Genomic DNA, 20,580 nt, shown 5'->3' with positions numbered 1-20,580 from the left:
ACTGTGACATTACTTCCGCATCCGCTGGTACCGGGAAGTTCGCGGTGAAATTCACTTCTTTGGATCAATGAACTCGACGATGCGTTCCAAGTCATCAACTGATCCGAATTCCACGACGATCTTCCCTTTCCGCTTTCCTAGACTGACTGTAACCCTGGTGTCCAGACTGTCGGACAGTCTCTCGGCAAGGTCTTGGAGTCCTGGCATCTGCATCGGTTTACGCTTCGGCGCGACCGGAGCCTTCGAATCGGGTCCGTCCCCACGATTGGCGAGTGTGACGGCTTCCTCCGTCGCGCGAACCGACAGTCCCTCGGCGACGATGCGCGCGGCCAGCGCCTCCTGAGCGTCGCTCCCGGTCTCGAGGGAGAGGAGGGCACGAGCGTGCCCGGCTGACAGGACGCCTGCCGCTACACGACGCTGGACGGGAATGGGTAGCTTGAGCAGCCGGATCATGTTGCTGATGAGCGGACGTGATCGGCCGAGTTTGGCCGCCAACTGCTCGTGGGTCACGCCGAATTCTTCGAGGAGTTGTTGGTAGGCGGCCGCCTCTTCCAGCGGGTTCAGCTGCGCCCGGTGGATGTTTTCGAGCAGTGCGTCGCGCAGCATATCGCCGTCTGCCGTCTCGCGGACGATGGCCGGAATGGCCTCGAGGCCGACTTCCTGGCTGGCCCGCCACCGACGCTCACCCATGACGATCTGAAAGGCGACACCATCAGCGGTCGGCTCTTTCAGGCGCCGTACGACGATGGGCTGCATCAGTCCGAACTCGCGGATCGAGTGCACGAGCTCGGACATCTGCTCGTCGTCGAAGACCGTACGCGGCTGGTTCGGGTTCGGTTGGATCTGCTTGGGCGGGATCTCGCGGTAGACAGCGCCGGCCTCTTCGCGACTCAGCACGTCGATGGTCGGGGCACTCGTCGGGGTGGCCTGACCGTCGACCCCAGGCGTCGGACCCTTACCGATCACGACATCGGCGGCCGCGTTTCCCAGTCGGGGAGTGTTTGTCTGGTCGTCGGTGGGGCCGGTGGGAATGAGCGCAGCCAGTCCGCGACCCAATCCGCCTCGACGCTGAGCGGTGTCCCGTTGACTCATGCCTCTACCTCCACTCGGAACTGGAACCCTGCTGTCGTCATGCCTGAGCGCTTTCCGCTGCACCGCGGAGAGCCAGCTCTCGCGCGGCATCCATATAGCTCATCGCGCCACGTGAACCGGGGTCGTACTCGATGATCGTCATCCCGTAGCCAGGTGCCTCGGACACCTTGACGCTGCGGGGGATGATCGTGCTCAGCACCTTGTCACCGAAGTGGCGTCGGACCTCCTCTGCAACCTGATCGGCGAGCTTGGTTCGTCCGTCGTACATCGTGAGAACGATCGTCGACACGTGCAGCGCACGGTTGAGATGCGCCTGAACCAGCTCGATGTTACGAAGGAGCTGCCCGACACCCTCGAGAGCGTAGTACTCGCACTGGATGGGGATGAGCACCTCTCGCGCAGCAACCATTGCGTTGACGGTCAGAAGGCCGAGCGACGGCGGGCAATCGATGAAGACGTAGTCGATCTGATACTCGGCCAGCACCTCATCGTTGAGCGCGTTGCGCAATCTGTTCTCGCGCGCGACCAGCGAGACGAGTTCGATCTCGGCGCCGGCCAGATCGAGTGTCGCCGGTACACAGAAGAGGCCCTGCTGGCTCGGCGACTCCTGGATCGCTTCTTGGAGCGTCACTTCGCCGAGGAGGAGTTCGTAGACGGAAGCGATGTCCTGGGCGCGGTGATCGATGCCGAGGGCGGTGCTCGCGTTGCCCTGGGGGTCGAGGTCGACCACCAAGACACGGAGCCCGCGCAGCGCCAGACCGGCGGCGAGGTTGACTGCGGTGGTGGTCTTGCCAACACCGCCCTTCTGGTTCGCGACCGTCATGATCCGGGTGTGCTGCGGGCGGGGGAGTTGGCCGGCACCGCCGGGGGTCAGGACCTGACTCGCGCGCTCAGCAGCCATCGCGATCGGGGTGTCGGCGTATGGTTGGCCCGCGACGTGCGGGGCTCCAGCGGGTGGCGTTTCACGTGAAACGTTCGGGTCTTGCTCGACCACGCGGGCACTCCTTTGACCTACCTGGTAGGCGTTCGAGTCGTCGGCGCCAGCGGACGTGGCCCCGGCTCCGACAGATGCAGAATCGTCAACGGCAGCACGCTGAGACGTGCTGCCAGAACGCTTTCTATTCTGCGCCTTGCGCGGACTCCATACCAATTCAGAACTCCCTCTATGTGACACCGTCGGCACAATCAGCCGACCCGGCGTGATCGATGAATCCGATACTCAACGACGCCGCGGCTTCTTCACCCCGGAGCGCTCCGTCTTGGTTCCCACGACGACGGTGGTCGGGGTCTCCAGGACCTCGCCGCACGTGACGACGCGGAGGTCGCTGATTCCCGAACGGCCGACGAGAGCACGATCTCGTTCGATCTCTTCGGCCGCCGAGGAGCCCTTGATCGCAATCATTCGTCCGCCTGCGCGAACCAGGGGAGCGGACCACTTCGACAGACGCTCGAGCGGTGCGACGGCACGGGACGTCACGACATCCGCCAGCCCGACCTCCGCCCGAACCGACCTCTCCTCCGCACGCCCTCGGACAACTCTCACATTCTCGAGACCAAGGGTCTCAACGGCTCGTTCGAGGAAGGTGCTCCGACGAAGCAACGGTTCGATCAGGGTGATCGACACGTCCGGTCGCGCGATGGCGAGCGGCAGACCGGGGAGACCCGCACCGCTTCCGATGTCGAAGACTTTCTCATCCTCGTCGATTAGCTCCTCGATGACCGCACAATTCAGGATGTGCCGATCCCACAGCCGAGGAACTTCCCGCGGACCCATCAGGCCGTGATCGATTCCGTCGGTGGCCAGGATTCGCCAGTAACCTTCCGCCAGTTCCTTGCGCTCACCGAAGACCACATCAGCCGTGTCCGGTGGGATCTGTAGTGCATCAAGGTCGGGATGGTCATCGGGTTGAGCGTCTGACGACACTGAGCCTCCGTTTCTAGTTGGTCCTATGACAGTGTTTCACGTGGAACCTGACGCGACTGAGGGTCGGTGCACATGCCGCCGATCGGCGTGTGTTTCACGTGAAACACATCGATGTCATTCATGCGTGCGCTCTCTCAGCAGACAGCCGTGCCGAACCTGCCGCGCCTCCGGCCCCACGACAACCAGTGGCCCAAGCCAGTTCATGTCGGGCGGAACTCGCACGCCGCGCACCCGGCGCTGGAGACAGCACCGTCGGGAACCGTTCTGCAGTCACCAGCCACGCAACCTGACTCGTTGCCCGTCGCCGAACGGACACCGGCAACCGACGACGCCCGACAACGCTCTACCGTCTAGCGAAGCCCGGCGGACGCGGCAACGGGTGGCCTTCCGGACCAACTTGTCGGTGACACGGCAGGACACATCGGAGGGGGAGCGGCCCCGGGATGGGACCCGGTGAAGAGAGTGACCAGCGGACCCGACAGTGAACCGCGGCGGTAGTTACATCGCCGGGATGGCCGCGAGATCTGATCCGGATCGTCCGTACTCCTCCTCCCGATGCGGGAGCTCGACGCCGCTGGGGCCGACGACAAAGACGCATCGTCCTCCAGCGAGGGGAGTGGGTCGGGACGTTTCGCGGCGACCAGGCCGGGACTGGCTCGGGACGCTACACAAGAGCTCGACCGATTTTGCCGATGCACACCAGGCACGACGCGACGCTCTAGCTCAATACAGGACATCAGCTCAGTACAGGGCAGCAGAGCTGATGCATCCGATGAGCGAACTCTGGAATGCGTGAGCGCAGTTTCACGTGAAACCGCAGCCGGCTTCGCCGCCTCGACGACCGGACGACCCTGACGCATCAGCACACAGGGGCTAGGCGCGCCGCTGAAATCACGCGCCTGGCCGACGCTGACAGAACCGTGAGTGCCCAGCGTCCGACGACGATATGTGACATCACCTCAGCGACACCGCGCCGGTAGTCGGGCACCACTCCGGGCACCACCGATCCACCGGCGGGCCCGATACCGGAGGGGCGTTGTGTATCAACGAGCCCGCTGAAACAAAACGACACGTGACGTAATGTTCTGCATACTGAGGCTGTCGAAAACTCGTGCTCAAAGTCGCACCTCGAACGATTTCAGGCCGCATGTTTCACGTGAAACAACACCGGTGTAATTCCGTTGCGATCGCGGACGGCCCGGGGGAGAGGACTACCTCGAAGACGACTCAGGCCCCGACCGACGGTCGGGGCCTGAGTCAACTCGTGGTCCGGGAGTCCTACTCGGGGAGAACCACCACGCGGCGCTTGGGCTCGGCACCCTCGCTCTCGCTGACGACGCCGTCGACAGCGGCGACCGCGTCGTGGACGATCTTCCGCTCGAACGGGGTCATCGGATCCAGCGCCTCGCGCTCGCCCGACTTGAGCACACGCTCGGCAACCTCACGGCCAAGACGTGCCAGGCGGTCACGGCGATCCGCACGCCACCGAGCGATGTCGAGCATCAGCCGACTGCGCTCTCCGGTCGCCTGCTGGACCGCGAGACGGGTCAGCTCCTGGAGTGCATCGAGAACTTCACCCTTGCGTCCGACGAGCTTGGTCAGGTCGTCCCCGCCGTCGATGCTCACGACGGCACGGTCGCCGTCGACATCCAGATCGATGTCGCCGTCGAAGTCGAGGACGTCGAGCAGTTGCTCGAGGTAGTCGCCCGCGATCTCGCCCTCCTCGACGAGTCGATCCTCGTCATCCTCGTCATCCTCGTCATCGTCCTGGTCGTCGTCGAAGTCCTCAGCGGACTCCTCGGTGACGTCGGTGTCGGCAGCATTCTCCGCACCGGTCGAATCAGTGGTGTCGGCCTGGGCTTCGGTCGAGACCTTGGCGTCATCCTGCGCCTCGGTCTCCGAACCGGTTTGAGTTGCAGTCTCTGCTGTCATCTCATTCACCTAACTCTGTGCTTCGTCGAACAAGTCCTGTGCGGTCATCGTTTGCCGCCGCGCTTTCCACCGCGCTTGGCGGTGGACTTCCCACCCCGGTTGGGGGGTTGCTTCTTTGAGGCCGGGCCCGCGCCGGCGCCTGAGCGCGTCGGCTTCTGTCCCGGCTTCGGCTTGGCGCCCGGGCCGGCGTCGGCCGTGGAGGATCCGTCGGGGGAGGAGTCGGAAGTCGAATCCGCGTTGTCGGTCGAATCCGCCTTGATCATCGACACACCCGTCGACTCTGAGGCGGTCGACGCGTCGGCAGCTGTGTTGCGCTTCTTCGGACGGTCCGGACGTGCGCCCGGTTTGGGAGCGTTCGCCTTCAGCTTCTCCTGCTTGAGACGCCTGGCCTCTTCCTCTTCCTTGGCGATCTTGCCGAACACCAGGTGCTGCTGCCCGTAGGTCCAGATGTTGTTGCTCATCCAGTACAGGAGGATCGCGACGGGGAAGAACGGACCGGTGATCAGGATGCCGATGGGGAAGACGTACAACGCGAGGTTGTTCATCATCCGGGTCTGCGGATTCTCGAGGGCCGCCTCGGGCTGACGTGCGACCGATGCGCGCGAGTTCATGTGCGTGGCGATCGACGCGATGATCATCATCGGGACGATGACGTAGGCGATCTGCACACGGGTGAAGTCGATGGGGTCGCCGGGGTTGACGAAGGCCTGGAACTCGGTGACCGGCTCCGTCAGGTAGGACGACAGCGGCACGCCGAACAGTCGGGCGTCGAGGAAGTTCTGCACCTGTTCGGCGCTGAAGACGTAGTTGCCGGTGGCGCGGGTCTCGGCGGCACTCATGTGGAGCTGTCCCATGCCGGTGCCCATGCGGTTGAACGAACGGAGCACGTGGAACAGACCGATGAACACCGGGATCTGCAGCAGCATCGGCAGGCAGCCGAGCATGGGGTTGAAGCCGTGCTCCTTCTGGAGCTTCTGCATCTCCTCGGTCATCTTGACCCGATCCTTGGAGTACTTCTTTCGGATCGCCTGGAGCTGCGGGTTGATCTCCTGCATCTTCTTCGTGGTGCGGATCTGCTTCACGAAGGGCTTGTAGAGAATCGCGCGCAGGGTGAACACGAGGAACACCACGGACAGTGCCCAGGCGATGCCGTCGCCACCGGGACTGTCGGGCGTGACATAGCTGAAGAGCCAGTGCCACACCCACATGATCCCGGACACCGGGTAGTAGATGAAGTCGAGCACGGGTCAGATACCCCTTACTTGTTGTTCTCTAGGTGGAATCGTTCCGCCGGGACGGTGGCTGATGGGTCCGGCTCCGGCCACTGTGGGCCGACTGCTGCCCGCCGGAGAGTTCACGGACCCGGCCGCAAAGGTCACTCCACAGTTCACGGGGACCTTTGTCCGGAACCGGGTCGTATCCGGGCCTGTGCCACGGCCCGCACTTGAGCAGCCGGATCGTTGCCAGCGCCGAGCCGTACAGAAAACCGTGACGTTCGAGCGCTTCCACTGCATAACCCGAGCAGGTCGGCTCGAACCGGCACGTCGGTAAGCGAAGAGGCGAAACCCACGTCCGGTAGAGCTCGATGAGAAAGATGACCGTGCGGCGCGGGAGCAGGTGGGCTCCTCGGCGCATCCGGGCCAGAACGGTGAGCTGATCGTCCGCCGGCGCGGGCGAGTCGGTCCGAGTGATCGGCGTCGACGATGACGGGGTGGGGGAGTGGTCCCGGGTGGGGGAGGGGACCAATCCGCGGTCATCCAGCTCGGCGTCGCTCATCGTCCGACACCGGCCCCGGTGGGTACCGCCACGGAGTGCGCCATATCGGCGACCCGGCGGCTGGTGAAGGCTGACCGCAGTTGGTCGGCCAGTTCTTCACCGGTCCTGTCCGCGGCGCCGCGTCGGGCGCGGATCACCACGTAGGTCTCCACGGTCGGGCAGAGGTGCCTCGTCGCCGCGAACGCAGCCCGTAGGCGTCGGGCGACGGCGTGACGGACCACGGCGTTGCCCACCGATTTGCTCACGACAAGGCCGAGCCAGGGTCCACCTGTCATGGCGACATCGCGTCGCAGCCCGGTGGGATCCGGCCACTGTGAGCTGACCGGTGCCAGGTGTACGACGAAGTCACGAGCATTCACCCGCGCACCGGACTTGAGGGTGCGTGAGAAGTCGGATCCACGAGAGATCCGATGAGAAGACGCAGTCATCGATCAGCTGACCGGACCGCGAGGATCCGGTGAGTAGCCGACGATCAGGCGGTGAGCTTCGCGCGGCCCTTGGTACGACGGCTGCTGACGATCGCACGGCCGGCGCGGGTCCGCATACGCAGACGGAAGCCGTGCACGCGCGAACGACGACGATTGTTCGGCTGGAAAGTACGCTTGCCCTTGGCCACGGTGACTCCTTGTGCTCCCTGTGAGCACGCCGGTTACCCGCACGTGACCCACATGTTGTCGTTGGTCGTTGATCCAGAACGGTGCCGAACTCGTGTCGGTGATGAACTCGGCGAACTTGACAAAACGCCGCGCAAATCCGCTACCTGGATGACCAGTCGAGACTACTGATAGCGCGCGCTCAAATCAAACGCGGTCGTCGGGCCGGCTGAACAGTGTCCCACCAGGTGTGTTCTGAAGCACTTGAGTCACGAAAATCAGTCCGAACGAGTCAATTGTCCCGATCGCTTTGTACCCCGCCGAGACCTCTGTTACGTTCTGTCACAGCGTCGGCCGCGAACCCCTGCCGGACACCAGGATGTGTCCCTGGGAAACCGAGGTTACCGACCAAAGTCCCAAGTTCGTCATCACCGTTGTACACAGGTGTGGATAACTCTGTGGAGAGATGCGGTTGATGACGTGGGTGCCCCGGCCCTCGTCAACGCTGGTAGTTTTCCGGGTCAGGAGGCCAGCCCCGTGACTTCAGACCGCGACACATTCGGTGAGGTGTGGCAGCAGGTCGTCGCCGAACTCAACGACGACGAAGCCGCACGTGACCATGAACCACTGACACGCCAGCAGAAGGCGTGGCTGTCACTGGTTCGTCCCCTCACACTCACTGAGGGTTTCGCTCTTCTCACCGTGCCGACCGCTCTGGTCCAGGAGCAGATCGAGCGGAATCTGCGGGAGACCATCCGTTCGGTCCTGAGTCGTCACCTCAATGAGCCGGTCGATCTCGGTGTCCGCATCGCGACCCCGCGCAACGACGAACCCGTACCGGATCCGGCCGCTCCCGAACCCCGCGCGGTCAACGGCGCGGCGGTCGCGTCCGACTACTCCGCGGTGCCGGGTGCGGCCATCGGTGCCGGATTCCCGGCCACTCCCGGTACCGGACAGACACCGGGCGCCGACACCGGGAGGCCGTCGGGCGACTGGGCCTCGTACTTCGCCGAGCGGCCGACGACCACGCCGTCTCCCTCCGGCGCAAACCTGAACCCCAAGTACACCTTTGACACTTTCGTCATCGGTGCGTCGAACCGCTTCGCGCATGCGTCGGCGGTCGCGGTGTCCGAGGCCCCGGCCCGGGCGTACAACCCGCTGTTCATCTGGGGAGAGTCGGGGCTGGGCAAGACCCACCTGCTCCACGCGGCCGGGCACTACGCCCAGCGTCTGTTCCCCGGGATGCGCGTCAAGTACGTCTCGACCGAGGAATTCACCAACGACTTCATCAACTCGCTGCGCGACGACCGACGGGTGGCGTTCAAGCGTCGCTATCGCGACGTCGACGTGCTGCTCGTCGACGACATCCAGTTCCTGGTCGGAAAAGAAGGTATCCAGGAAGAGTTCTTCCACACCTTCAACACGCTCCACAACGCCAGCAAGCAGATTGTCATCTCGTCCGACCGTCCGCCGAAACAGCTTGCAACACTTGAAGATCGGCTACGGACCCGGTTCGAGTGGGGGCTGATCACCGACGTTCAGCCGCCGGATCTGGAGACCCGTATCGCCATCCTGCGCAAGAAGGCGCAGATGGACAACATCGCCGTGCCCGACGACGTTCTCGAGCTCATCGCGTCGAAGATCGAACGCAACATCCGCGAACTCGAGGGTGCGCTGATCCGCGTGACGGCCTTCGCCTCGCTCAACGACGCCGCTCTCGACAAGTCCCTCGCGGACGTCGTTCTCCAGGCACTGCTGCCGAACTCGGGCACCCTCGAGGTCAGTGCCGCCAGCATCCTGGCGATCACCGCCGAGTACTTCGACGTCTCGCTCGAGGAACTGCGCGGCCCCGGCAAGACCCGGTCCATCGCCCAGGCACGTCAGATCTCGATGTACCTGTGCCGCGAGCTGACCGACCTGTCGTTGCCCAAGATCGGTGAGACCTTCGACCGGGACCACACGACCGTCATGTACGCCGAGCGCAAGATCCGCAAGGAGATGGCCGAGCGGCGCAAGGTCTACGACCACGTCCAGGAGCTCACCGCGCGTATCAAGCAGCGTGCGGTGGGCTGAGCGGGCTCCTTCTCTTCTCCGCTTTCCACGCGCCTCTCGTGCCCTCGGGCCCGGGAGGCGCGTGTCGTCTGTCGGCACATGCCGAGGACTGCCCGCGAGGGATCTGTCGCCGGCTGCGTATCGAGGTCACCCCCGGCCGCTCGGAACCCCAACTCTGCTCCCCGGGTCGAGACTCGCGCGTCGTAGTTTCTGTGTCCTCCCGCACTCGACAGGCCATCACGAACGACAGATTTCGGCGTCCGAAGGCTGTGCACCGGCTTGGGATAACAGGGGCAGACTTGTGCACTGTCGGTGGACGCCGCGCGAACAACAAGTTTTCTCCACAAACTCTTGGGATTCGGCTCAACGACAGTCCACCGGTCATACACACCCGCGTACCCCGTCCGACTGGCCCGATGGCACGGTTGTCCACAGATTCCACAGTTCCTATTACTGAGATGGATCCCTCTCTAAAGAGAAATCTTTTGTAAGAAGGGCTGTGCACAACACCCATCCGCGGGCCGAGCGCCCCCGCCGTCGCGGACGGACTGACTTGGCCCCAACCATCCCGGCATCGGCGGTGGCGTTCTACAGTGGGATTCCCGGAAGTGGGACGTGATCGACCATGCCGCCGTTTCGGCTTCGGCATGCCGACGATCCGCACGAGAGAGAAGGGCAACCTCCCAGCATGAAGTTCCGTGTCGCACGTGACGAGTTCGCTGATTCCGTCGCCTGGGTCGCTCGAAGCCTGCCCTCTCGTCCGCCGGTACCGGTCCTGGGTTGCGTGGTGCTCAACGTCGGCGAGACCGGTCTGACCGTCTCCGGATTCGACTACGAGGTCTCGGCCCAGGAGAACCTGGGCGCCGAGGTCGCCGAGCCCGGCCAGGTGCTGGTGTCCGGTCGTCTGCTGGCCGACATCACCAAGGCGCTGCCCAACAAGCCCGTCGACGTGACCCTCGACGGTTCCCGCGTCGCGATCACCTGCGGTAGCGCCAAGTTCTCCCTGCCGACGATGCCGGTCGAGGACTACCCGCAGCTGCCCGACGTCCCGTCGATCACCGGCACCATCCCGTCGCAGCTGTTCGCCGAGGCGATCTCCCAGGTGGCCGTCGCGGCCGGCAAGGACGACACCCTGCCGATGCTGACCGGCGTGCGAGTGGAGATCGAGGGCAACTCAGTGGTCCTCGCGGCCACCGACCGTTTCCGCCTCGCGGTGCGCGAATTGCAGTGGGAGCCTTCGGACCCCGATACCAAGGGCGCGGTTCTCGTCCCGGCCAAGACGCTTTCGGAGAGTGCCAAGACCGCCGGCGCGGAGGGTACCGGCGTGGTCTCGCTGGCTTTCGGCGCCGGTGCCGCCATCGGATCCGACGGCATCCTGGGCATTCTGGGCGAGACCAAGAAGACCACCACGCGTCTGCTCGACGCAGAGTTCCCGAAGTTCCGTCAGCTGCTGCCCGCCAGCCACACCGCGGTGGCGACCATCGACAGCGCTCCGCTGATCGAGGCGATCCGCCGTGTCGCGTTGGTCGCCGAGCGGGGCGCCCAGGTCCGGATGGAGTTCACCGAGGGATCCGTGCTGCTCACCGCCGGTGGCGACGAAGCGGGCAAGGCCGAGGAAGAGTTGCCGGTGTCGTTCCGCGGCGAGCCGCTGACCATTGCGTTCAACCCGGGTTACCTGCAGGACGGGCTGTCGGCGATCAACGCCGACAGCGTCGACTTCGGTTTCACCACCCCGAGCCGTCCGGCGGTTCTGCGCCCGGCCAGCGGCGAGGATCCGGTCGCCGACGAATCCGGCGCCTTCGTGGCCCCCGAGAGCGCGTTCAGCTACCTGCTGATGCCGGTCCGCCTGCCGGGCTGACCCGCACCACGCACCCAGCCGATCACCGCAACCGACAGTGTTCGTTCGTGAGCTGCACCTGAGGGATTTCCGCTCGTGGCGGGCTGTGGACCTCGATCTGCGGCCCGGCCCGACGGTCTTCACCGGCCGGAACGGCTTCGGCAAGACCAACCTGCTCGAGGCGTTGTTCTACCTGGCGACCCTGCGGTCCCATCGGGTGAGTTCCGACGCCCCGCTGGTGCACTCCGGATCCGCGTCGGCTCTGGTCACCGCCACCGTCGAGAACGACGGCCGGGAACTGACGGTGGAGCTGCGCATCAACGCCGAAGGCGCCAACAAGGCGTCGATCAACCGCAGTCCGGCCCGTCGCTCCCGCGATCTGCTCGGGATCCTGCGCACCGTGCTGTTCGCCCCGGAAGATCTGTCGCTGGTCCGTGGGGATCCGAGCGATCGTCGACGCTTCATCGACGAACTCGTGGCGCAGCGCGGTCCCCGCTGGGTGGCCGCGCGTGCCGACTACGACCGGGTGCTGCGACAGCGGTCGGCACTGCTCAAGACGGCGGCCGCGGCCCTGCGTCGAGGCGGGGACCAGGCCGACTCGGTCATCAGCACCCTCGATGTCTGGGACGGCCAGCTCGCGGATCTCGGCGGTCAGGTGACCGCCGCACGGTTGCAGGTCCTGGCCGAACTGGAACCTCATTTCACCCGGTCCTACGCCTCGATCGCGCCGCATTCACGGCCGGCGACGCTGCGCTACCGGCCTGCCGGCGGGGTCGAGTTCGACACCGCCACGGCCGAGTCGATCAGTGAGGTCCTCGCCGCGCGACTGGGCGAACTGCGCGACAAAGAGATCGAGCGAGGTATGTGCCTGGTTGGACCACACCGCGACGACATCGACATCGTCCTCGGCGCTGATGTGGCGAAAGGCTTTGCCTCCCACGGTGAATCGTGGTCGTTGGCGCTGGCGTTGCGGCTCGGATCCGTCGAGTTGACGCGCGCCGAGGGCATCGAGCCGGTCATCATGCTCGACGACGTCTTCGCCGAACTCGACGTGAAGCGTCGGGAGAAGCTCGTGGAGTTCACCGCCGGCGCGGAGCAGTTGCTGATCACCGCCGCCGTCGCCGATGACATCCCGACCGAGATCGGTGGTCGCCGCATCTTCGTCGACGTCCTCGACGACGAGGACGGTCGTCGCTCCACGATCGTCGGGGACGACACGGATGCGGTGACCGAGCGGGTCGAGGAACCGGTGAGTGGGGTCTCCGATGAGTGACGAAACACACGGGTCGCGTCCCGACGCGGCGGGGGAGCCGTCGAACCGGCCGATCGAGCCGGGCGAACTCGGCGGATACGAACGTGCCCGCAAGGCCCTCGAGGAGGCGCGCGCCGCGGCGCGCGCGGCCGGGAAGTCGGTGGGACGCGGTCGAGCGTCTCCGGTCCGCCGGACACCCAGGGGTGCGCAGAGCCGTAAGCGATGGTCGGGGTCGGGGCCGGACGCGCGGGATCCCCAGCCGTTCGGTCGTCTCGTCGGCGGCCTGGCCAAGGACCGCGGCTGGCAGGAGAAGATCGGCGAGGGCACCCTGTTCGGGATGTGGGATACGATCGTGGGCGCCGACATCGCCGCACATGCGAAGCCGATTGAATTGCGGGACAACGTACTTCACGTGCAGGCCGAGTCCACCGCGTGGGCGACGCAGCTGCGGTACGTGCAGTCGCAGATCCTGGCGAAGATCGCGGCGGCGGTCGGCGACGGCGTGGTGAAGTCCCTGCGCATCAGCGGGCCCAAGGGGCCGTCGTGGCGAAAAGGCGAGCGACATGTGCGGGGGAGGGGCCCCCGTGACACCTACGGGTGAGCCGGGCCTAGCAGACTCGACCGCACATTACTAGTCGATGCGCCCCGTGAGCCGATTTTCCTCCCCAGGCCACGATCGAACCGGGCTCTGTCCAAAATAATCGATCTGAGGGCCTGTTAGCGGCCCCGGATGCACGTTCCTGGGCAAGTCAGGCAGTACACTGTGAGGAGTTGTCCCGACAGGGGACCACAAACGGCAGATCGACCGTCGCCTTCAGGCAACCCGGGAAGTCCCGGGCATTCCTGTGTGCGCATCGCCCTGCCCGCCCCCTGGTCGAGTAGATCGACGACGGATACCGGGTACCTGGGATCCGCCGATGAGCAGAACAGGAGCGGACGCACCTCGTGGCCGACACCAACGACACCGGACCCAAGAAGAGCAAGAAGAAGCCGTCAGAGTACGGCGCCGACTCGATCAACATCCTCGAAGGTTTGGAAGCCGTCCGCAAACGGCCCGGCATGTACATCGGTTCCACCGGTGAACGCGGCCTGCACCATCTGATCTGGGAGGTCGTCGACAACTCGGTCGACGAGGCGATGGCCGGCTTCGCAAGCCGCGTCGACGTCACGCTCCTCGAGGACGGCGGCGTCCAGGTCGTCGACGACGGTCGTGGCATCCCGACCGGCATGCACCGGACCGGCGTTCCCACCGTCGAGGTCGTCATGACCCAGCTGCACGCCGGCGGCAAGTTCGACTCCGATGCCTACGCGGTGTCCGGTGGTCTGCACGGCGTCGGCATCTCGGTGGTCAACGCGCTGTCGACCAAGGTCGAGCTCGAGATCGCGAACGACGGCTTCAACTGGGAGCAGACCTACTCCTACGCCAAGCCGGGTCCCCTGGAGAAGGGCGACGCCACCCGTAAGACCGGTACGACGGTGCGGTTCTGGCCGGACCCGGAGATCTTCACCGAGACCACCCGGTTCAACGCCGAGACCGTGGCGCGGCGTCTGCAGGAGATGGCCTTCCTCAACAAGGGTCTGACCATCACGCTGACCGACCAGCGACCCCAGGCCGTCGAGGCGCCGGGCGATGCCAACGGCGACGACGAGGCCGCCCCGACCACCGAGGTCGCCGAGACGGTCAAGACCGAGACCGAGAAGGCCGCGGCCGCGGCGAAGCCGAAGACGCGCACGTACCACTACCCGGACGGGCTCGTCGACTACATCAAGCACCTCAACCGCACCAAGCAGTCGATCCACACCACCGTCATCGGGTTCAACGCCAAGGGCGAGGGGCACGAGGTCGAGATCGCGATGCAGTGGAACGCCGGTTACTCGGAGTCGGTGCACACCTTCGCCAACACGATCAACACCCATGAGGGCGGCACCCACGAAGAGGGCTTCCGTGCGGCGCTGACCAGCACGGTCAACAAGTACGCGCTCGAGAAGAAGCTGATCAAGGAGAAGGACGGCAAGCTCACCGGCGACGACATCCGCGAGGGTCTCGCCGCGGTGATCTCGGTGAAGGTCGCCGATCCGCAGTTCGAGGGCCAGACGAAGACCAAGCTCGGCAACACCGAGATCAAGGGCTTCGTCCAGCGCACCTGCAACGAGCACCTGGGTCACTGGTTCGAGGCGAATCCCGCCGAGGCCAAGATCATCATCAAGAAGGCCGCCGACTCCGCACAGGCCCGCATGGCGGCGCGTCGTGCACGAGAGATGGTGCGCCGCAAGACCGCAACCGACATCGGCGGCCTCCCCGGCAAGCTCGCCGACTGCCGCAGCAACGACCCGACCAAGTGCGAGGTCTACATCGTGGAGGGCGACTCGGCCGGCGGTAGCGCCAAGTCCGGTCGCGATTCGATGTACCAGGCGATCCTCCCGCTGCGCGGCAAGATCATCAACGTCGAGAAGGCCCGTATCGATCGCGTCCTCAAGAACGCCGAGGTCCAGTCGATCATCACCGCCTTCGGCACCGGCATCCACGACGAATTCGACATCTCCAAGCTGCGCTATCACAAGATCGTGCTGATGGCCGACGCCGACGTGGACGGCCAGCACATCTCGACGCTGCTGCTGACGCTGCTGTTCCGTTTCATGCGTCCGCTCATCGAGCACGGTCACGTGTTCCTGGCGCAGCCGCCGCTGTACAAGCTCAAGTGGCAGAAGTCGGCTCCGGAGTTCGCCTACTCCGATCGCGAGCGCGACGGCCTGCTCGAGGCGGGCCGTGCGGCCGGAAAGAAGATCAACAGCGACGACGGCATCCAGCGCTACAAGGGTCTCGGCGAGATGAATGCCAAGGAACTGTGGGAGACCACCATGGATCCGGCGGTGCGCGTCCTCCGCCAGGTGACGCTCGACGACGCCGCTGCCGCCGACGAACTGTTCTCCATCCTCATGGGTGAGGACGTCGCCGCACGTCGAAGCTTCATCGCCCGTAACGCGAAAGACGTTCGTTTCCTTGATGTCTGATCACGGATCGATTGAGTTCGCAGTGATCGGAGAAAGAAACCACAATGACTGACACCACCCTGCCGCCCGCCGGCGGTGAAGGCGACCGCATCGAACCTGTCGATCTCGGCCAGGAGATGCAGAAGAGCTACATCGATTACGCGATGAGCGTGATCGTGGGCCGCGCGCTCCCCGAGGTGCGCGACGGCCTGAAGCCGGTGCATCGCCGACTTCTGTACGCATCCTTCGATGCCGGTTTCCGACCCGACCGCAGCTACGTGAAGTCGGCGAAACCCGTTGCGGAGACGATGGGTAACTACCATCCCCACGGCGACACGGCGATCTATGACGCCCTGGTGCGTCTCGCCCAGCCGTGGTCGATGCGTTATCCGCTCATCGACGGACAGGGCAACTTCGGTTCCCGCGGCAACGACGGCGCGGCCGCCATGCGTTACACCGAGGCCCGCCTGACCCCGCTCGCCATGGAGATGCTGCGTGACATCGGCGAGGAGACAGTCGATTTCACGCCGAACTATGACGGCAAGACCAATGAGCCGACGGTCCTGCCCGCGCGGATCCCCAACCTGCTGATCAATGGATCCGGCGGTATCGCCGTCGGTATGGCCACCAACATGCCGCCGCACAACCTCAATGAGGTTGCCGACGCGGTGTTCTGGGCCCTGGAGAACCACGACGCCGACGACGAGACCACCCTCGCCGCCTGCATGGAATGCATCAAGGGACCCGATTTCCCCACGGCCGGACTGATTGTCGGCAGCCAGGGGATCAAGGACGCCTACACCACCGGTCGCGGCAGCATCCGCATGCGCAGCGTCGTCGACATCGAGGAGAACAAGGGCACCACCACGCTGGTGGTCACCGAGTTGCCCTACCAGGTCAACCCGGACAACCTCATCCAGTCGATCGCCGAGCAGGTCAACGAAGGAAAGCTCAAGGGCATCAGCCGGATCGAGGACCAGTCCTCGGACCGCGTCGGCATGCGCATCGTGGTCACGCTGCGTCGTGACGCGGTGGCCAAGGTCGTGCTGAACAACCTGTACAAGCACAGCCAGCTGCAGACCAGCTTCGGCGCCAACATGCTGTCCATCGTCGACGGGGTGCCGCGCACCCTTCGTCTCGACCAGATGATCCGCTACTACGTGGCGCACCAGATCGACGTCATAGTACGGCGCACGCGGTACCGGTTGCGCAAGGCCGAGGAACGCGCACACATCCTGCGCGGTCTGGTGAAAGCCCTTGACGCGCTTGACGAAGTGATCGCCTTGATCCGCCGGTCGGCCAACACCGACACCGCGCGCACCGGCCTCATCGAGCTGCTCGACATCGACGAGATCCAGGCCGACGCCATCCTGGCGATGCAGCTGCGTCGCCTGTCGGCGTTGGAACGTCAGAAGATCGTCGACGAACTCGCCGAGATCGAGCTCGAGATCGCCGATTACAAGGACATCCTCGACAAGCCGGAGCGTCAGCGCGCCATCGTGCGTGACGAGCTCAAGGAGGTCGTGGAGAAGTACGGCGACGAGCGCCGCACCAAGATCATCGCCGCCGACGGTGATGTCAGCGACGAGGATCTGATCGCGCGCGAGGACGTCGTCGTCACGATCACCGAGACCGGCTACGCCAAGCGCACCAAGACCGACCTCTACCGCAGCCAGCGTCGCGGCGGCAAGGGCGTCCAGGGCGCGGGTCTCAAGCAGGACGACATCGTCAAGCACTTCTTCGTGTGCTCGACACACGACTGGATCCTGTTCTTCACCACCAAGGGCCGGGTCTATCGGGCGAAGGCCTACGAGCTGCCCGAGGCCAACCGCACCGCACGCGGCCAGCACGTCGCCAACCTGCTGGCCTTCCAGCCGGAGGAACGCATCGCGCAGGTCATCCAGCTCAAGACCTACGAGGACGCGCCGTACCTGGTGCTCGCCACCCGCAACGGTCTGGTGAAGAAGTCCAAGCTCGTCGACTTCGACTCCAACCGCTCCGGCGGCATCGCCGCGATCAACCTGCGCGGTGAGGACGAACTGGTCGGCGCCCAGCTGTGCAGTGCCGACGACGATCTGCTGCTCGTGTCGCAGAAGGGTCAGTCGATCCGCTTCCACGCCGACGACGAGGCCTTGCGTCCGATGGGCCGGCAGACGTCGGGTGTCCAGGGCATGCGGTTCAACGCCGACGACACCCTGTTGTCGCTCAACGTGGTTCGCGAGGACACCTACCTGCTCGTCGCGACGTCGGGTGGTTACGCCAAGCGCACCGGTATGGACGACTACCCCGTCCAGGGCCGTGGCGGCAAGGGTGTGCTCACCATCGCCCACGACCGTCGGCGCGGTGAACTCATCGGCGCGCTCATCGTCGACGACGACTCGGAGCTGTACGCGATCACCTCGGGCGGCGGTGTCATCCGCACCGCGGCGAAGCAGGTCCGCAAGGCGGGACGCCAGACCAAGGGTGTGCGTCTGATGAACCTCGACGAGGGCACCACCGTCATCGCGATCGCCCGCAACGCCGACGAGCCGGAGGAGACGGACGCCTCGGAGTAGGCGTTAGGGTTGAGAACACGTGCAGCCGACCAGTCGGTGACGGTAGAAAGTGACCCGACGCGTCGATGTCCATCGGCAGTGACGCCAGAGTGAGGGATTGCCTGTGAGCACACCGAACGAGCCGAACCAGGAAAAGAACGGGCGCCCGTCCGGTCCCGGTTCGGGCACACCGACCGGTGGGCTGGTGCCGCCGTGGCAGCGTGGACCGGTCGAGGATTCGTCGGGCTCCGCGCCGACCGAGGCGTTCGGGCGTGAGGACGACTCGCGCCCGAACGCACAGGACAATCGCGACGGCCGGCCGCAGGAGAATCGAAGCGGCCCGCCGCAGGATCACCGTGGCGGCCCGCCGCCGCGCGGCATCGTGACCAACAGCGGCACCGCCGCCGCCAGCATGAGCGGCCAGCAGGCTCCCGTCACCAAGCTCGACAGTCCACGGCGACCGGGTTCGGCCGTCGCGACCGACGAGCCCGGTTTCGTCGAGTCGCCGACGAGCACGATCGACCGGGAGAACCTGCCCGGACAGGATCTGCCCGATCTCGATCAGATCCACCACACGGCCGATCTGAAGCGTCCGCCGGAGGCGCCGCCGGCCGTTGCGCCGGCGAAGGTTCCTCCGCGGTCGGCTCCGCGTCAGGTCGGAGCCGGCACGGCTCTGCGCGCGGCGGTGCAACTGCGCCGGATCGATCCGTGGGCGACCTTCAAGATCGCCGCGGTGCTGTCGTTCGTCGGGTTCTTCATCTGGATGATCGCCATCGCCGTGCTGTACCTGATCTTCGACGGCATGGGTATCTGGGATCAGGTCAACAACAGCTTCGGAACGCTCGTGGCGGACGAATCGAGCTCCGCCGGGGATGTCATCGGAGCCGGCACCGTTTTCGGCGTGGCGGCCCTGCTGGGGGCCATCAACGCCATCCTGCTGACAGCCATCGCGACGGTCGGCAGCTACATCTACAACATCTGTGCCGACCTCGTCGGCGGCGCCGAGGTGACCCTCGCGGACCTCGACTGAGTCGAGCCCCTGACCAGCCGTTTTGGCTGGTCGGGGATCCGTCGGGTAACCTCACTTCTCGGTTCAAGGGCCTATAGCTCAGGCGGTTAGAGCGCTTCGCTGATAACGAAGAGGTCGGAGGTTCAAGTCCTCCTAGGCCCACTGCGACACCGAAGTTTTCGGACTTCCGATTCGCACCCGTCGACCTGTTCTCGGTCGGCACGGGGCCTTAGCTCAGTTGGTAGAGCGCTGCCTTTGCAAGGCAGATGTCAGGAGTTCGAATCTCCTAGGCTCCACCACTGAAAGAACCGCAACGCACCACCGGACCCCGGTGGTGCGTTTTGGTTTCGCGCACACGGAGAATGTGAGCGGGTCACGCGCGGACGTACTCCGTGAACGTCACCCCGGTCTCGAACTCCCGGCTGCTGACCCGTTCGAACCGACCCGGCGCATACGACCCCGGCGCGAACAACGGGGTGCCGTTGCCGAACAGCAGCGGTTGCTGCTTGAGCACCAGTCGGTCGATCTCGGCGGCCAACTGCGTCGCCAGGGATCCGCCGCCGCACAACCAGATGTCCTTGCCCTCCCGGGGCTTGAGTTCCCGCACCAGCTCGACGGGATCCCGGTCCGTGAATGTCACCCCGTCGACCGGTTGCATCGGGTGATGGGTGAACACGTACTGGTCGAGGTGCCGGTACGGACTCGGAGCTTCCGGCAGTCCGACGGCGTAGGTGTTGGCTCCCATGAGGACGGTGTCGAAGCCACCGCCGCTCTGGTCGATGCCGAGGGCTGATGCGTAGTCGGTGGGGATCGTGTCGGGGAAGCGCTCGTTGATGCCGGTCATGTGGTCGCCCTCGACGAGGAAGGCGTCGAACTGTCCGTCCGGTCCCGCGATGTACCCGTCGAGGCTCACCGCCACGTAGTACACGAGTTCTCGCATGCTCACTCCAATCACTTCAGATGTAGTGGTTAGGAATGTACAACAGCTGTAGTGGTTCGCGCTATCGTTTTTGCCATGGCCCGAAACGACGAACGACGCCGCGCACTCGCCGACGCCGGACTGACGGTGCTCGCGACAGCGGGCGCACGGGGACTCACGCACCGTGCAGTGGATCGGGAGGCGGGCGTTCCGCAGGGCACGACGACGAACTACTTCCGGAACCGGGCAGCGCTCCTCCACGGGCTGGTCGAGCGCATCGGTGAGCGTCTCGCGCCCAGTGACGAATTCATTGCCGAGCGCGCCGGCCGGCCGCCGAGTCAGAAGCTCTTCGCCGAGTATCTGCGCAACATCGTCGAACGGCTTCTTGCCAATCGCGACGTGACGATCGCGCTGATCGAACTACGGCTCGAGGGCATCCGACGACCCGAGGTCGCCGAGATCATCGGCACGTGGCGTCATACCGGGTTCGCCGGTGACGTGGCCTTCAACGAGCAGGCCGGCCTGCCCGGATCGGCGCGGGAGATCGCGCTCTTTCACTACGCGGTGGACGGGCTGATCCTCGATCAGCTCACCGGACCGCTCTTGCCCGACGAGCGCATCGACGACATCGTCGATGCGCTCGTCACGGGGCTGTTACCGGCCTGACCG

Annotated in this window: 17 protein-coding genes and 2 tRNA genes; 10 read left to right on the top strand and 9 right to left on the bottom strand. The window is 65.2% G+C overall.

The window, feature by feature from the left end:
• Positions 1-51: 51 nt before the first annotated feature.
• The 8 genes from IHQ52_RS04215 to rpmH form a co-directional block, all read right to left on the bottom strand.
• A complete protein-coding gene (locus tag IHQ52_RS04215; RefSeq protein WP_024497937.1) occupies positions 52-1,092 on the bottom strand; it encodes a ParB/RepB/Spo0J family partition protein in 1,041 nt (346 codons plus the stop codon).
• Between the two features lie 37 nt (positions 1,093-1,129).
• Entirely contained in the window at positions 1,130-2,086 is a 957-nt protein-coding gene (locus IHQ52_RS04210) for a ParA family protein (RefSeq protein ID WP_024497936.1), read from the bottom strand.
• A gap of 225 nt (positions 2,087-2,311) precedes the next feature.
• Positions 2,312-3,016: a 16S rRNA (guanine(527)-N(7))-methyltransferase RsmG gene (gene rsmG / locus IHQ52_RS04205; protein ID WP_024497935.1), complete on the bottom strand. Its 705-nt coding sequence runs from the start codon at positions 3,014-3,016 to the stop codon at positions 2,312-2,314.
• A gap of 1,278 nt (positions 3,017-4,294) precedes the next feature.
• A complete protein-coding gene (locus tag IHQ52_RS04200) occupies positions 4,295-4,948 on the bottom strand; it encodes a Jag family protein (RefSeq protein WP_024497934.1) in 654 nt (217 codons plus the stop codon).
• Between the two features lie 44 nt (positions 4,949-4,992).
• The gene (gene yidC, locus IHQ52_RS04195) at positions 4,993-6,192 is read right to left on the bottom strand and encodes a membrane protein insertase YidC (RefSeq protein ID WP_024497933.1); all 1,200 of its coding nucleotides are present in this window, start codon (positions 6,190-6,192) and stop codon (positions 4,993-4,995) included.
• 28 nt (positions 6,193-6,220) lie between these two features.
• Positions 6,221-6,724, bottom strand: coding sequence for a membrane protein insertion efficiency factor YidD (yidD, locus tag IHQ52_RS04190; protein ID WP_152528503.1), 504 nt, complete (start codon positions 6,722-6,724; stop codon positions 6,221-6,223).
• Complete coding sequence (rnpA, locus tag IHQ52_RS04185) at positions 6,721-7,152, bottom strand: ribonuclease P protein component (protein WP_024497932.1); 432 nt, start codon at positions 7,150-7,152, stop codon at positions 6,721-6,723. The genes yidD and rnpA overlap by 4 nt, the downstream gene beginning before the upstream one ends.
• A gap of 44 nt (positions 7,153-7,196) precedes the next feature.
• The gene (gene rpmH, locus IHQ52_RS04180) at positions 7,197-7,340 is read right to left on the bottom strand and encodes a 50S ribosomal protein L34 (protein ID WP_006437507.1); all 144 of its coding nucleotides are present in this window, start codon (positions 7,338-7,340) and stop codon (positions 7,197-7,199) included.
• Positions 7,341-7,854: 514 nt separating this feature from the next.
• Between rpmH and dnaA the strand changes: the two genes are divergently transcribed.
• The 9 genes from dnaA (at position 7,855) to IHQ52_RS04135 (ending at position 19,291) form a co-directional block, all read left to right on the top strand.
• Positions 7,855-9,390 (top strand): chromosomal replication initiator protein DnaA, encoded by a 1,536-nt coding sequence (gene dnaA, locus IHQ52_RS04175; protein ID WP_024497931.1) that lies wholly within the window; start codon positions 7,855-7,857, stop codon positions 9,388-9,390.
• A gap of 667 nt (positions 9,391-10,057) precedes the next feature.
• Positions 10,058-11,227 (top strand): DNA polymerase III subunit beta, encoded by a 1,170-nt coding sequence (gene dnaN, locus IHQ52_RS04170; RefSeq protein ID WP_006437505.1) that lies wholly within the window; start codon positions 10,058-10,060, stop codon positions 11,225-11,227.
• Positions 11,228-11,264: 37 nt separating this feature from the next.
• A complete protein-coding gene (recF, locus tag IHQ52_RS04165; protein ID WP_024497930.1) occupies positions 11,265-12,479 on the top strand; it encodes a DNA replication/repair protein RecF in 1,215 nt (404 codons plus the stop codon).
• Positions 12,472-13,059 carry a DUF721 family protein gene (locus tag IHQ52_RS04160; RefSeq protein ID WP_006437503.1) on the top strand — a complete coding sequence of 196 codons (588 nt, stop codon included), beginning with the start codon at positions 12,472-12,474 and terminating at the stop codon, positions 13,057-13,059. The genes recF and IHQ52_RS04160 overlap by 8 nt, the downstream gene beginning before the upstream one ends.
• Positions 13,060-13,403: 344 nt before the next feature.
• Complete coding sequence (gene gyrB, locus IHQ52_RS04155; RefSeq protein ID WP_024497929.1) at positions 13,404-15,470, top strand: DNA topoisomerase (ATP-hydrolyzing) subunit B; 2,067 nt, start codon at positions 13,404-13,406, stop codon at positions 15,468-15,470.
• Between the two features lie 44 nt (positions 15,471-15,514).
• On the top strand, positions 15,515-18,004 hold the full coding sequence (gene gyrA / locus IHQ52_RS04150; RefSeq protein WP_024497928.1) for a DNA gyrase subunit A: 2,490 nt from the start codon (positions 15,515-15,517) through the stop codon (positions 18,002-18,004).
• 103 nt (positions 18,005-18,107) lie between these two features.
• Positions 18,108-19,013, top strand: coding sequence for a DUF3566 domain-containing protein (locus IHQ52_RS04145; protein ID WP_024497927.1), 906 nt, complete (start codon positions 18,108-18,110; stop codon positions 19,011-19,013).
• A 67-nt stretch (positions 19,014-19,080) separates the two neighbouring features.
• Positions 19,081-19,154: transfer RNA gene (locus IHQ52_RS04140), tRNA-Ile, on the top strand.
• A 61-nt stretch (positions 19,155-19,215) separates the two neighbouring features.
• Positions 19,216-19,291: transfer RNA gene (locus IHQ52_RS04135), tRNA-Ala, on the top strand.
• A 74-nt stretch (positions 19,292-19,365) separates the two neighbouring features.
• On the opposite strand, the gene IHQ52_RS04130 is transcribed toward IHQ52_RS04135, so the two are convergent.
• Complete coding sequence (locus tag IHQ52_RS04130) at positions 19,366-19,932, bottom strand: dihydrofolate reductase family protein (protein ID WP_024497926.1); 567 nt, start codon at positions 19,930-19,932, stop codon at positions 19,366-19,368.
• Between the two features lie 75 nt (positions 19,933-20,007).
• On the opposite strand from IHQ52_RS04130, the gene IHQ52_RS04125 reads away from it, so the two are divergent.
• Positions 20,008-20,577, top strand: coding sequence for a TetR/AcrR family transcriptional regulator (locus IHQ52_RS04125; RefSeq protein ID WP_024497925.1), 570 nt, complete (start codon positions 20,008-20,010; stop codon positions 20,575-20,577).
• Positions 20,578-20,580 lie beyond the last annotated feature (3 nt).

It is taken from the genome of Gordonia amicalis (genome assembly GCF_022059885.1).
Classification (GTDB): domain Bacteria; phylum Actinomycetota; class Actinomycetes; order Mycobacteriales; family Mycobacteriaceae; genus Gordonia; species Gordonia amicalis.
Note: the sequence above shows the minus strand (reverse complement) of the source record. Positions and strands in the feature narration are given on the sequence as shown.